The organism is Sabulicella rubraurantiaca, assembly GCF_017355885.1.
GTDB classification, from domain to species: domain Bacteria; phylum Pseudomonadota; class Alphaproteobacteria; order Acetobacterales; family Acetobacteraceae; genus Roseococcus; species Roseococcus rubraurantiacus.
The window spans coordinates 14,485-27,485 of the sequence record NZ_JAFEUU010000007.1; the positions used below are offsets into that span (position 1 = coordinate 14,485).

Here is a 13,001-nt window from a genome sequence, read left to right on the forward strand (position 1 = left end):
TGCAGGAGGCATCGGGAACCATGTCCGCACGCTCACTCATCCTGGGCTTCGCCGCCCTGCTCCTCGCCGGGCCGGCAGCCGCGGAGCCACCGACGCCCGAGGCGGTCGTGGACGCGTTCGAAGCCGCCCTCGGGCCCATCACGACCTACCGGCCCAGTCATCCCAAGGGGATCTGCGCCAGCGGCCACTTCGTCGCCACGCCGGACGGCGCACGCTACTCCAGCGCACCCGTGTTCGATGGCCAGCGCGTGGAGACGATCATCCGCTTCGGTGTGGCGGGCGGGAACCCGCGCGCATCGGACGTGGCGCGCTCGACCCGCAGCCTTGCCATCCGGTTCGAGACTTCGCGGGGCGACCAGTGGGACATGGCGAATATCTCGGCCCCCATCTTCGGCGCCCGCACACCGGAGATGCTGGTGGCCGGGCTGCTGGCGCGCCGGCCCGGGCCGAACGGGCAGCCCGACGCGGACGCGGTGCGCCGCTACATTGAGGCCAACCCGGAAGCCATGCGCCAGGGGCGATGGCTCGCCTCGGTCGCACCGCCGGCTTCCTGGGCCACCACGCCGTACTGGGGCGTCAACGCCTTCCGCTTCAAGAGCGCAGACGGGCAGGAGCGGCTGGTACGCTGGGTGTTCGAGCCGGTGGCCGGCACGCAGCGCCTCTCGGAGGAGGAGATGCGCACGCGCGGCACCGACTTCCTGGGCGAGGAGATCCGCCGCCGTGTCGCGCAGGGGCCGGTCGAATTCGACATGGTGCTGCAATTCGCCCAGCCCGGCGACGACGCCTCGGACCCGACCGTGGCTTGGCCCGATGACCGCCCGCGCGCCACGGTCGGCCGCCTGACGGTGACCTCCGTCGAGGCCGGGCCCGGCGGGCCTTGCGACGGGATCAGCTTCATGAACCTGGACATGGAGCCTGGTGTCGCCTTCAGCGACGACCCGACCCTTCATGCCCGTCCCGCGCCCTACGCGGTGTCGCTGACCCGGCGCACGCGCTGACGCCTCGGTCCACCATACGGATGGACGGACCGCCCTTCACGTCGTGACGGCGGCCCGGCTGGCCTCACGCGGCAGCGTCCGCCTTCAGTGCTGCGTCGCGCCTCCACGGCGGCCGCGGGCAGCCTTCTGCTTCGGCTCGTAGCCGCCTCCGCCCGGGCCCAAGGGCTTCGGCTTCCAGTCTTTCTTGGCGCTGGCGCGCGGCGTCTCGGCCTGAAGCGACCGCCCAGCGAGGTTGGGCGCCAGGGCGCCGTCGAGCCCAAGCTCCATCGCCTCCAGCCGCTTGATCTCGTCGCGGTAGCGGGCAGCCGCCTCGAACTCCAGGTCGGCGGCGGCGGCACGCATCTTCTTCTCCATCTCCGCGATGGCAGCGCGGAGGTCCTTGCCGACGAACTGCGCCGTGGCGTCGCCCTCCACCGCCTCGACGGTGACGTAGTCGCCCTGGGACACGTCCTTCAGCACGTCCGCGATCTCGCGCCGGATGGTCTGCGGCGTGATGCCGTGTTCCGTGTTCCAAGCGATCTGCTTGGCGCGGCGGCGCTCCGTTTCCTCCAGCGCACCGCGCAGGCTGTCCGTCATCCGGTCGGCATAGAGCACCACCCGACCCTCGGCGTTGCGCGCCGCGCGGCCGATGGTCTGGATCAGCGAGGTGCGAGAGCGGAGGAAGCCTTCCTTGTCCGCGTCCAGGATGGCGACCAGCGAGCATTCGGGGATGTCCAGCCCCTCGCGCAGCAGGTTGATGCCCACCAGCGCGTCGAAGACGCCGCGCCGGAGGTCGCGGATGATCTCGATGCGCTCAAGCGTGTCCACGTCCGAGTGGAGGTAACGGACCTTCACCCCCATCTCGGTGAGGTATTCGGTCAGCTGCTCGGCCATCTTCTTGGTGAGCGTCGTGATGAGGACGCGCCCGCCCTTGGCCGCCTGCGCCTTGCACTCGGCCAGCAGGTCGTCCACCTGCCCCTCGACCGGACGGATCTCGCAGACCGGGTCCACGAGGCCGGTGGGGCGGATCACCTGCTCGGCGAAGACGCCGCCCGTCCGCTCCATCTCCCAAGACCCCGGCGTGGCGGAAACGAAGACCGTCTGTGGCCGGAACGCGTCCCACTCCTCGAACTTGAGGGGGCGGTTATCAGTGCAGGAGGGAAGGCGGAACCCGTATTCCGACAGGATGGATTTGCGCGCGAAGTCGCCCCGGTACATGCCGCCGATCTGCGGCACGGTGACGTGACTCTCATCCACCACCAGCAGCGAACCCTCGGGCAGGTATTCGAACAGGGTCGGCGGCGGCTCGCCCGGATTACGGCCGGACAGGTAGCGCGAATAGTTCTCGATCCCTTTGCAGGAACCGGTCGTCTCCATCATCTCGATGTCGAAGGTGGTGCGCTGCTCCAAGCGCTGGGCTTCCAGCAGCTTGCCCTCCCGCTCCAGCTCCTGGAGGCGCTCCTTCAGCTCCAGCTTGATGCGGCCGATGGCCTGGGTCAGCGTCGGGCGCGGCGTGACGTAGTGGCTGTTGGCGTAGACCGAGAGACGGTCGAAATCGCCCGTGATCTCACCGGTCAGCGGATCGAACTCGCGCAGATCCTCGATCTCGTCGCCGAACAGGGTGATGCGCCAGGCGCGGTCCTCCAGATGGGCTGGCCAGATATCCACGCTCTCGCCGCGGATGCGGAAGCAGCCACGCTGGAAGGCGGCGTCGTTGCGGCGGTATTGCTGCTCGACCAGGCCCTTCACCAGCGCGTCGCGCGCGATGGAGCCGCCGCGCTCCAGCTTCACCACCATGTTGGAGTAGGTCTCGACCGAGCCGATGCCGTAGATGCAGGAGACGGAAGCGACGATCACCACGTCCCGCCGCTCCAGCAGCGCCTGGGTGGCGCTGTGGCGCATCCGGTCGATCTGCTCGTTGATCATCGAGTCCTTCTCGATGTAGGTGTCCGTGCGCGGGACATAGGCCTCCGGCTGGTAGTAGTCGTAGTAGGAGACGAAGTACTCGACCGCATTGTTGGGGAAGAAGGACTTCATCTCCCCATAGAGCTGCGCCGCCAGCGTCTTGTTGGGCGCCAGCACCAGGGTCGGGCGCTGCACCGCCTCGATCACCTTTGCCATGGTGTAGGTCTTGCCCGAGCCGGTGACACCGAGCAGCACCTGGTCCCGCTCCCCCTGCCCGATGCCGGAGATGAGGTCGCCGATGGCACGGGGCTGGTCGCCATTGGGCTCGAAGGGGCTCACCACCTCCAGCCGGGGTCCGTTGGCGGGGGGTGGGCGGCGGACCGGCTGGAACAGGACGGGGGCGAGCATGTTCATGGAACATAGATAGTCCGCCCGGTGGAGTTTTCACGCCCGGGCCACTTCGGGAATCAGCGGGCGAAGGTGTCGCAGGCCGCCGCGTTCTCGGCCTGGAGGCCGCGCCGGAACCAGGAGACGCGCTGCTGGCTTGTCCCGTGCGTGAAGCTTTCCGGCACCACCGCGCCGCGCCCCTGCTGTAGCCGGTCATCGCCCACGGCGGCGGCGGCGTTCATCCCTTCCTCGATGTCGCCAGCTTCCAGGATGCCGCGCATCTGGTCAGCCCGCCTTGCCCAGAACCCGGCGAGGCAATCGGCCATCAGTTCCACCCGCACGGAGATGGCATTAGCCTCGGCCCGGTCCTCGGCGCGGCGCTGCGCCTCCTGGGAGCGGGGAAGCAGGCCGAGGACGTTCTGGACGTGGTGTCCCACCTCATGCGCGATGACATAGGCCTGGGCGAAATCGCCCCCGGCACCCATGCGCCGCTCCATGTCGCGGAAGAAGGACAGGTCGATATACACGCGCTTGTCGAGAGGGCAGTAGAACGGCCCCATCGCCGCCTGGGCGCCGCCGCAGCCCGACTGCACCGCGCCGGAGAACAGGACGAGTCGCGGCGCCTCGTATTCGCGGCCGGAGCGGCGGAACTCGGCGGTCCAGACATCCTCCGTGCTGGCCAGGACGCGGGACACGAAGCGGGCATGGGCGTCCTCGGCAGGCGGGCGCTCGGCCGGGGCTTGGCGCGAAGGCGGGGCGCCGCCATCCAGCTGGCTCAGGATCACCCCCGGGTCCACGCCCATGAACATCGCCAGCACCGCGACCACCAGCACCCCGATGCCACCGCCCGCGATGCCGCCGCGCCCCATGGAGAAGCCGCCGCCGCGACGGTCCTCGATGTGCTGGCTTTCACGTTCGTCATCCATCCGCATCGGAAGCGCCTCCTTGACCGTGCGGGAACGCAGGCGAGGCCCGTTGCGTTTGCGGGAGGGAGGGCATGGCCTGTAAGGAAGGGGGCGGCGCGGCGATGGAGGATCAAGTGCCCGAGGACGTGGACCCCGAGGACCGCTTCGTCACCGACGACGCCTATGCGGCCGGCCGTGCCGCCTTCGCCGAAGGTGCCTCCGTGCTGGACAATCCGATGGCGCATACCGGGGATTGGGGCAAGGCGTGGTTCGCCGGTTGGCTGGACGCGCTGGCCGACACGGTAACCGGCCATGACCGGGGACGGCACGCCTTCGAGCGCCTGCTCCGGCATGACAAGGCGGAGCCGTTCTGAACCAAATCTGGGTGTGAATTTGGAACAGAGAGCCAACAAGTTGTTGACGCGTTCCGGGGAACCTATCTAGAACAGAAGGCGATTCGATGGGGAACCCCCGCCCATGCTCACACGCAAGCAGCACGAACTTCTGATCTTTATCCACAAGCATTTTACGGCGACCGGCTTCTGCCCATCCTTCGAGGAGATGCGCGCCGCGCTGGACCTCAAGAGCAAGTCCGGCATCCACCGCCTGATCACGGCGTTGGAGGAGCGGGGCTTCCTGCGGCGGCGTGCCCATCGCGCCCGCGCCCTGGAAGTGGTGCGCCTGCCGGAGGAGCTGGCCCGTCCGCCCAAGGCCGAGGTCACGCAGCTGGACGCGGTTCGCGCCCAGCGCGCTGCTGTCGCCATGCGGCCCCAGCTCGGCCAGCTTCCCCTGATGGGACGCATCGCCGCCGGTACGCCGATCGAGGCGCTGCGCAACCCGGCGGAGACGGTGGAGGTTCCGGCGGACCTGATCGCGGGCGGCGAGCACTACGCGCTGGAAGTCTCCGGCGACTCCATGATCGAGGCCGGCATCCTGGATGGCGACATCGTGGTGATCCGCCAGGGCGAGACGGCGGAGAGCGGCGCCATCGTCGTCGCCCTGATCGACGAGCACGAGGTGACGCTGAAGCGCCTGCGCCAGCGCGGCAATTCCGTCGCGCTGGAGCCGGCGAACCAAGCCTATGAGACGCGCATTTTCGGCCCCGGCCGGGTGCGGGTGCAGGGCCGCCTCGTCGGGCTGATCCGCAAGTACCACTGACTGGGCGGGGCTCAGCCCCCGTCCAGCTCCGCGAGGATTCCCGGGAACTCGCCCGGGAGTTCCCGCGCGAGGTAGCCGACCGGCCCGACGCGCTGGGCCAGTTTTTCCCCCGCCACCGCATGGATGAACACGCCCCAGAGCGTGGCCAGCAACGGCGGTGCGCCACGCGCCATCAGCCCCGTGATCGCCCCGGCCAGCGTGTCGCCGGAACCCGAGGTGGCCAGCCCGACATTCCCCCGCGCACAGGAAAAAGCGAGGCCCTGTGGCGTCGCCACGTAGGAACAGCCGCCCTTCATCACCACCACCGCACGGAAGCGCCGCGCCGCCTCGCGTGCCGCATCCAGCGGCTCGGCCTCCAGCTCCTCGCGCGGGCGGCCCAGCATCTGCGCCATCTCCCCGGCATGCGGCGTCAGGACGAGGCGCCCGGCATGGCGCCCGGCGGAATCCGGCTCCAGCGCGCACACCGCGGCAGCGTCGAGCAGGATGCGCGGCTCGCCGGGCAGCTGGTCCAGCAGCGCGCGGGCCAGCGTGCCGGCCTCATCCGCATCCAGCATGCCGGGCCCGAAGGCGATGGCGTCGGCGCGCGCCGCGGCCTCCGACAGCCGTGGCGCGGCGGCGGGGGCAATCCCGCCTTCCGCGGTTTCCTCCAGCGCGATCACCCGTGCCTCCGGCATGGCAAGGGCAAGACCGGGCGCGACGGAAGCAACCGTCGCGACCTGCATCTTTCCAGCCCCTGCACGCAGCGCGCCCGTCGCGGCCAGCAGGATGGCCCCCGGCACTTCGACACCGCCGCCTGCGACCAGCACCCGGCCGCGCTCATCCTTGCTGGCCGCGTCAGGCAAAGGCGGCAGCTTGTTGGCCCGCAGCCATTCAGGCGTGATCTCCGTGACGCTCATCGTGCGCCCGTGACCTGGTCGGGCTCCGCCGTCACCGGCGCACCTTCCTCCTCCAGCGGCGCCACCCAGTTAGCGTGGACGAGGCGCAGCGATCCGTCGCGGCCACGCGTGGGGTCGAGGCGATACTCCGTCACCCCGCAATTCGGCACGTCGCCTTCCGCATCCACGGCAAGGATGGCGGCCTCGTCCATGTTCTCCAGCAGGTAGCGCATGCACAGCACCACGACCTGGTGCGCCACGACCAGCACGCGCTGCCCGGCATGGTGCAGCACGATGGTGTCGAGGGCAGAGCGCAGCCGCAGGATCACGTCGCACCAGCTCTCGCCGCCCGGCGGGCGGTGGTAGAATTTGCCCAGGATACGCCGGAACTCCGCCTGGTCCGGATGCAGCGCGGTGATGCCGTGCCGCGTCAGCCGGTCGAGGATGCCGAACTCCTTCTCGCGCAGCCTCTCATCCAGGCAGGGGCGCAGGGGCAGGCGGCCCGCCTCGGCGACGAGCTGCGCCGTCCGCAAGGCGCGGCGATAGGGCGAGCACAGGATCGCCTCCGGCCTTTCCTCCAGGGGCAACTGCCCGAACCAGCGGCCCAGGGCGCGCGCCTGCCTCTCGCCGAGGGGCGAAAGCGGGACGTCCACGTCGCGCCCGCCCGTCTCGATATGGGTGTGCCCGGCCTCATGGGCGGCGTCGCGGGCCACGTTGCCCAGGCTTTCGCCATGACGCACCACCCACAGAACTTCCGGCCAGCGCTGCGCCATCCTGGTTTCCCCACTTGTCAGCCCGGCAACGCCCGCGGCATCGGGGACGTTGCGCCCGCGACAGCGGAGCCTCCCCCATGCCCGACGATCTTTCCCCGCGCGGTCCGGAGACGGTCGCACTTTCCCTCACCGTGAACGGGACCTCCCACTCTCTGCACATCCCGGTCTGGACGACGCTGCTCGACCTGCTGCGCGAGGGGCTGGGCCTCACCGGCAGCAAGAAGGGCTGCGACCACGGCCAATGTGGCGCATGCACCGTCATCCTGGACGGCAAGCGGGTGAATTCCTGTCTTGTCCTCGCCGCTAGCCGCGACGGCAGCGAGGTGCGGACGGTGGAAGGGTTGGCCAGCCCGGACGGTGCGCTGCACCCGCTGCAGGAGGCCTTCATCAAGCATGACGCCTTCCAGTGCGGCTACTGCACCCCCGGTCAGCTCTGCTCGGGCGTGGCGCTGCTGGAGGAGGGACATACGCGGACGGAGGAGGAAATCCGCGAGTGGATGAGCGGCAATCTCTGCCGCTGCGGCGCCTATCCCAACATCCTCGCCGCCATCCTTGAGGTCGCGCGCAAGGAGGGCCGGGCATGAGACCCTTCCATTACGAGCGCCCGCGCGGGCTGGAGGAGGCGATCGCCGGCAAGACGGAAGCGGCGCGCTTCCTGGGCGGCGGCACCAACCTCATCGACCTGATGAAATACGACGTGGAGCGGCCCGCGAGCCTGCTCGACCTGACGCGCCTCGAGGGGCTGCGCGAGGTGGAGCGGAACGGGGAGGGGGCGCTGCGCATCGGCGCGCTGGTGACAAATGCCGATGCAGCGGCGCATCCCCTGGTGCGGGAGCATCACCCGCTGCTGGCCGATGCCATCCTGGCCGGGGCGACGGCGCAGCTTCGCAACATGGCGACCATGGGCGGCAACTTGCTCCAGCGTACGCGTTGCTACTATTTCTATGACCGGCAGACGCCCTGCAACAAGCGCGAGCCGGGCACGGGCTGCCCGGCCAAAGACGGCGTCAACCGCATCCACGCCATCCTCGGCACGTCCGAGCACTGCATCGCCACCCACCCCTCTGACATGTGCGTGGCGCTGGCAGCGCTGGAGGCGGTGGTCGTCGTGCGCGGCCCGTCCGGCGAGCGCCGCATCCGCATGGAGGATTTCCACCGCCTTCCCGGCGACACGCCCGAGCGCGACACGACCCTCGATGCACGCGAGGTGGTGACGGCGATCGAAATCCCTGCCGGGGATTATGGCCGCCACCACACCTACCTGAAGCTGCGCGACCGCCTCTCCTACGCCTTTGCGCTCGTTTCCGTCGCGGTGGCGATGGAACTCCGCGAGGGGCGCATTTCCCGCTTGCGGGTTGCCCTTGGCGGCGTCGCCCACAAGCCCTGGCGCGTGAAGGAGGCGGAGGCCTTGCTGGAAGGGCAGGCGCCGGAGGAGGAGTGCTTTGGGGCGGTGGCCGACCGGTTGCTGCAAGGCGCACGGGGCTATGGGCACAACGACTTCAAGATCGGTCTTGCCCGCCTTGCCATCGCGCGGGCGCTGCACCAGGCCGCCGCCGCCGCCCCCCAGTCCCATGTCGCGAAGCGGATCGCTTGAGATGATGCACCATCCCCTGATCGGCACCCCGCAGGACCGCGTGGATGGCCGCGCCAAGGTGACGGGCGCGGCGCGTTACGTCGCGGATTTCGAGACGGGCGCGGAGGTGCTGCACGCCCATGTGCTGAACAGTGCCATCGCCACAGGCCGCATCCGCCGCATCGACACCTCGCGCGCCCTGGCCGTGCCGGGCGTGGTGGAGGTCTTCACGCACGAGAACCGGCCGCGCACCGCCTGGTTCTCCTCCGCCTACAAGGACGATGTCGGCCCGCCTGGCAAGCCGCTGCGCCCGCTCTACGACGCCAGCATCGCCTATAGCGGGGAGCCGGTGGCGCTGGTGGTGGCCGAGAGCTACGAGACGGCGCGCTATGCGGCGAACCTGATCGAGGTGGAGTACGAGGCGAAGCCGCACGAGACGGATCTGCTGAAGCAGCTTCCCAATTCCTACGTGCCGAAGAAGCGCCGCAGCGGCATCAATCCGCCGCCGCGCCCCAAGGGCAGCGCGGCCTCGGCGCTGGAGAACGCGCCGGTGAAGCACGTGGCACGCTACCTCATCGCCGCCGAGCACCACAACCCGATGGAAACGCACGCGACCACCGTCATCCGCGAAGCGGACGGCAAGTTGCTCATCCACGACAAGATCCAGGGCGCCTACGCCACCAAGCATTACGTGTGCAGCGTCTTCGGGCTTTCCGAGGATGCGGTGCGGGTGGTGTCTCCCTTCATTGGCGGCGCCTTTGGCTCCGGCCTGCGGCCGCATTACCAACTCTTCCTGGCGGTGATGGCGGCAATGGCCCTGGAGCGCTCGGTAAAGCTGGTGCTCACGCGCGACCAGCAATTCACCATCGCCCACCGGCCGGAGACGTGGAACGAGATCGCCCTTGGCGCGAAGCCGGACGGCACCCTCTCCGCCATCCGGCACAAGGCCGTCGGCTCCACCTCGCGCTACGAGGACTATCAGGAGGCGGTGGTGAACTGGACCAACCTCCTCTACTCCGCGCCGGACGTGGAGTTGGAGTACGAGCTGGTCCAGCTCGACATCGAGACGCCGAGCGACATGCGTGCCCCCGGTGCGCCGCTCGGCGCCTTCGCGGCCGAGAGCGCGATGGATGAGCTGGCGGAGAAGCTGGGCGTGGATCCGCTGGCGCTGCGCCTGCACAACGACACCCAGATCGACGAGGTGATGAACAAGTACCACACCTCGAAGGAGCTGCGGGCCGCCTGCCAGCTGGGCGCCGAGCGCTTCGGCTGGCGCCACCGGCCACTCGCCCCGCGCTCCATGCGCCAGGGGCGGGAGCTGATCGGCTGGGGACTCGCCTTTGGTGCCTGGGAAGCGCAGATGCAGAAGCACGCGGCGCGCGTAATGCTGGATGCGGAGGGGCATTGCACCGTGGGCGTGGCCACCGCCGATCTCGGCACCGGGACCTACACCATCCTGGCGCAGATCGCCGCGGAGGCGCTGGGGCTTTCCATGAACAAGGTGACGGTGCTGCTGGGCGATTCCGCCCTGCCGCAGGCGCCCGTTTCCGGCGGCTCCTGGACTGCTGCCTCCGCCGGCTCCGCCGTGCACGATGCCTGCGCCCGGCTGAAGGCGGAGCTGCTGCTGGCGGCGCAGACCCGGAACGACTCCCCCCTCGTGGGCGCGAAGCTGGAAGAGGTGATGTTCGACCGCGAGCGGATCGTGCTGATGCGTGACCCGATGCGCGCCGTCTCGCTCCAGGCCGCCTTCGCCGCCGGAGGGCGGCCGCGCATCGTCGCCGACGGGCAGGCGGGTCCGGACCAGCTGACGCAGCTTCGCTACTCCTCCCACACCCACTCGGCCGTCTTCGTCGAGGCGCGGGTGGACGAGGAGCTAGGCCAGGTGCGGGTGACGCGGGTGGTGAGCGCCGTGGCCGCCGGTCGTATCCTGAACCCCAAGACGGCGCGATCCCAGGTGGTGGGCGGCGTGGTCTGGGGCATCGGCATGGCGTTGCACGAGGAGGCGATGCCCGACCACAATCTTGGCCGCTGGATGAACCACAACATCGCCGAGTATCACATCCCCGTCCATGCCGACATTCACGAGATCGACGTGATCTTCGCGGAGGAGAAGGACCTCCTCACCAGTCCGCTTGGCGTGAAGGGGCTGGGCGAGATCGGCATCGTCGGCACGGCGGCGGCGGTGGCGAACGCGGTGTGGCACGCGACCGGGCGCCGGGTGCGCGAATTGCCCATGACGATCGACAAGGTGCTGGGCCTCACCCCGGCACGCACGGAGGCCCGATGATGAAACGACATCTCGCAGCCCTTCTTGCCCTCGCGCCGCTGGCAGCGGCGGCGCAGGCACCGCAGGCGCGGTGCTGGATCGACTATGCCGGTTTCGAGGAGCGTGTGCCGCATCTCGACATCGAGCGCTGCCCGGGCAACGACCCGACGCCGGAGCAGGGCTTCTGCCGCATCGCCCTCCATGAGAACAGCGTGCTGGTCTACGTGTTCCGGCACAACGAGCAGGCGGGCGGGCCGTGCCTCATCCGCATCGACCGGCAGTACTTCAACGACTTCGTCGGTAGCCACAGCACGACCTACCAGCCCTGACTTGCCGCGGCCCGTCCTACGGGCGAAACTCTCCGCCCGGAGGAACGCCATGCTCGACATCCCGACCACGTCCGATCTTGCCGCCCATGTTGGCCAGAAGCTGGGTACCAGCGAATGGTTCACCGTGGACCAGAAGACCATCGACCTCTTCGCCGAGGCGACGGGCGACCACCAGTGGATCCATGTGGACGTGGAGCGCGCGAAGAAGGAGATGCCTGGCGGCAAGACCATTGCCCATGGCTTCCTGACGCTGTCGCTGCTGCCTCGCCTTGCCCCCTCCGTCTATCGCGTGGTGAAGCGGTCGCGCGCCATCAACTACGGCACCAACAAGGTGCGCTTCACTGCCATGGTGCCTGCCGGCTCCCGCGTGCGACTGCACATCACGCTGAAGGGGGTCGAGCCCATCCAGGGTGGCGTGCGCGTCACGCTGCACAACGAGATGGAGCTTGAGGGGAGTGAGCGCCCCTGCCTCGTCGCCGAGACGCTGGCGCAGATCTACGACTGAGGCTCAGCCCGCGCGACGCAGCGCTGCAGGGTGCGGCGGCGCCAGCAAGGGGCCGCCGCCGAACAGCTTCTCCCGATAGGTGCCGGGGGCGTAGCGGGTCTTGTAGGCGCCGCGCGCCTGGAGTTCCGGAACCAGCAGCTCCACCACCTCCTCCAGGCATTCGGGGATGACCGTGCGCGACAGGTTGAAGCCGTCGCAGCCCGTTTCCTCCGCATAGGCGATCAGGCGCTCTGCCAGGGCGGAGGGCGTGCCGACCCAGGGCACCTGACGGCTGCCCAGGATGAAGCGGTCCAGCAGCGCGCGCTTGGTCAGCACGCCGCCCCCGGCGCGGGTCATGGCGGCGACGTTGCTCTGGATGGCGTTGCCCGGGCCTGAGGCGATGGGCTCATCCAACCCGTACCGGTCGAAATCGATGCCGAGCGAGGCCGCGGCATGGGCCAGGGCGCCCTCCGCGCTGGCGTGGTGGCGATACTCCTCCAGCTTGTCCCGCGCCTGGGCATCCGTCTCGCCCAGCACCAGCGTCGCACCAACGAAGATGCGGATCGGCCGTTCCGTCAGTGCGCGCAGCGCGGCGACCTGCTTCGCCACCTCGGCCGGCGGACCACCATTCAGGAAGATGCATTCCGCATGGGTAGCGGCGAAGCGTTGCCCGCGCGCGCTGGCACCGGCCTGGTAAAGCACCGGCGTGCGCTGCGGCGATGGTGCGCAAAGGTGATGCGCGTCCAGCCGGTATTGCCGCCCCTTATGCCTGATCCGGCGCACCTTTGCCGGGTCGGCGTAGACGCCCGAGGCGCGATCCTCGCGCACTGCGTCGCCATCCCAGGATGCCTCCCAGAGGCGATACACTACCTCCATATATTCGTCGGCCATATCGTAGCGGTCGTCATGGGCCATCTGGCGGTCCAGCCCCATGGCGCGGGCGGCGCTGTCCAGATAGCCCGTGACGATGTTCCAGCCGATTCGCCCATCCGTCAGGTGGTCGAGCGTGCTCATCCGACGGGCGAAGAGATAGGGCGCCTCATAGGAGAGGTTAGCGGTGATGCCGAAGCCCAGGTGGCGCGTCGCCGTGGCCATGGCCGGCACGATCATCGCGGGGTCGAGCAGCGGCACCTGCACGCCATGGCGGATCGCCGCGTCGGCGCTGCCGCCCAGCACGTCATAGATGCCGAGCACGTCGGCCAGGAAAAGACCGTCGAACAGCCCGCGCTCCAGCAGGCGCGCCAGCGACGTCCAGTGCTCCAGCCGATGATAGTCGGTGGAGCGGTCGCGCGGATGGGTCCAGAGCCCCTGCTGGATATGGCCGACCGTGGCCATGTCGAAGGCATTCAGGCGAATCTCGCGCGGCATG

Annotated in this window: 13 protein-coding genes; 8 read left to right on the forward strand and 5 right to left on the reverse strand. The window is 69.3% G+C overall.

Annotation, left to right across the window (positions count from 1 at the left end):
* The first annotated feature begins 20 nt into the window (after positions 1 to 20).
* Entirely contained in the window at positions 21 to 998 is a 978-nt protein-coding gene (locus JTJ31_RS13740; protein ID WP_207539274.1) for a catalase family peroxidase, read from the forward strand.
* Positions 999 to 1,082: 84 nt separating this feature from the next.
* Here the strand turns inward: JTJ31_RS13740 and uvrB are convergent, their stop codons facing one another.
* Positions 1,083 to 3,290: an excinuclease ABC subunit UvrB gene (gene uvrB / locus JTJ31_RS13745; protein ID WP_236020222.1), complete on the reverse strand. Its 2,208-nt coding sequence runs from the start codon at positions 3,288 to 3,290 to the stop codon at positions 1,083 to 1,085.
* Between the two features lie 59 nt (positions 3,291 to 3,349).
* On the reverse strand, positions 3,350 to 4,195 hold the full coding sequence (gene ypfJ, locus JTJ31_RS13750) for a KPN_02809 family neutral zinc metallopeptidase (RefSeq protein WP_268957066.1): 846 nt from the start codon (positions 4,193 to 4,195) through the stop codon (positions 3,350 to 3,352).
* Positions 4,196 to 4,266: 71 nt separating this feature from the next.
* On the opposite strand from ypfJ, the gene JTJ31_RS13755 reads away from it, so the two are divergent.
* Positions 4,267 to 4,548, forward strand: a complete 282-nt coding sequence (locus tag JTJ31_RS13755; protein WP_207539278.1) for a hypothetical protein — start codon at positions 4,267 to 4,269, stop codon at positions 4,546 to 4,548.
* Positions 4,549 to 4,651: 103 nt separating this feature from the next.
* Entirely contained in the window at positions 4,652 to 5,332 is a 681-nt protein-coding gene (gene lexA / locus JTJ31_RS13760) for a transcriptional repressor LexA (RefSeq protein ID WP_207539280.1), read from the forward strand.
* Between the two features lie 11 nt (positions 5,333 to 5,343).
* Here lexA and JTJ31_RS13765 read toward each other — a convergent pair whose 3' ends face one another.
* Both JTJ31_RS13765 and JTJ31_RS13770 read right to left on the reverse strand, forming a co-directional pair.
* Complete coding sequence (locus JTJ31_RS13765) at positions 5,344 to 6,228, reverse strand: NAD(P)H-hydrate dehydratase (RefSeq protein ID WP_207539282.1); 885 nt, start codon at positions 6,226 to 6,228, stop codon at positions 5,344 to 5,346.
* Positions 6,225 to 6,980 (reverse strand): histidine phosphatase family protein, encoded by a 756-nt coding sequence (locus tag JTJ31_RS13770; protein ID WP_207539284.1) that lies wholly within the window; start codon positions 6,978 to 6,980, stop codon positions 6,225 to 6,227. Before JTJ31_RS13770 ends, JTJ31_RS13765 begins: the two co-directional genes overlap by 4 nt.
* A gap of 77 nt (positions 6,981 to 7,057) precedes the next feature.
* Here JTJ31_RS13770 and JTJ31_RS13775 point away from each other — a divergent pair, with 77 nt between their 5' ends.
* From JTJ31_RS13775 to JTJ31_RS13795, 5 genes are read left to right on the forward strand one after another with little or no spacing between them, the layout of a single operon-like run.
* Positions 7,058 to 7,564: a (2Fe-2S)-binding protein gene (locus JTJ31_RS13775; protein ID WP_207539285.1), complete on the forward strand. Its 507-nt coding sequence runs from the start codon at positions 7,058 to 7,060 to the stop codon at positions 7,562 to 7,564.
* Positions 7,561 to 8,574, forward strand: a complete 1,014-nt coding sequence (locus tag JTJ31_RS13780) for an FAD binding domain-containing protein (RefSeq protein ID WP_207539287.1) — start codon at positions 7,561 to 7,563, stop codon at positions 8,572 to 8,574. The genes JTJ31_RS13775 and JTJ31_RS13780 overlap by 4 nt, the downstream gene beginning before the upstream one ends.
* A 1-nt stretch (position 8,575) precedes the next feature.
* Positions 8,576 to 10,840: a xanthine dehydrogenase family protein molybdopterin-binding subunit gene (locus JTJ31_RS13785; protein WP_207539289.1), complete on the forward strand. Its 2,265-nt coding sequence runs from the start codon at positions 8,576 to 8,578 to the stop codon at positions 10,838 to 10,840.
* Positions 10,840 to 11,148: a hypothetical protein gene (locus JTJ31_RS13790; protein WP_207539291.1), complete on the forward strand. Its 309-nt coding sequence runs from the start codon at positions 10,840 to 10,842 to the stop codon at positions 11,146 to 11,148. Before JTJ31_RS13785 ends, JTJ31_RS13790 begins: the two co-directional genes overlap by 1 nt.
* A gap of 49 nt (positions 11,149 to 11,197) precedes the next feature.
* The gene (locus JTJ31_RS13795) at positions 11,198 to 11,653 is read left to right on the forward strand and encodes a MaoC family dehydratase (protein ID WP_207539293.1); all 456 of its coding nucleotides are present in this window, start codon (positions 11,198 to 11,200) and stop codon (positions 11,651 to 11,653) included.
* Positions 11,654 to 11,656: 3 nt separating this feature from the next.
* Here JTJ31_RS13795 and JTJ31_RS13800 read toward each other — a convergent pair whose 3' ends face one another.
* Entirely contained in the window at positions 11,657 to 13,000 is a 1,344-nt protein-coding gene (locus JTJ31_RS13800; protein WP_207539294.1) for an LLM class flavin-dependent oxidoreductase, read from the reverse strand.
* Position 13,001 lies beyond the last annotated feature (1 nt).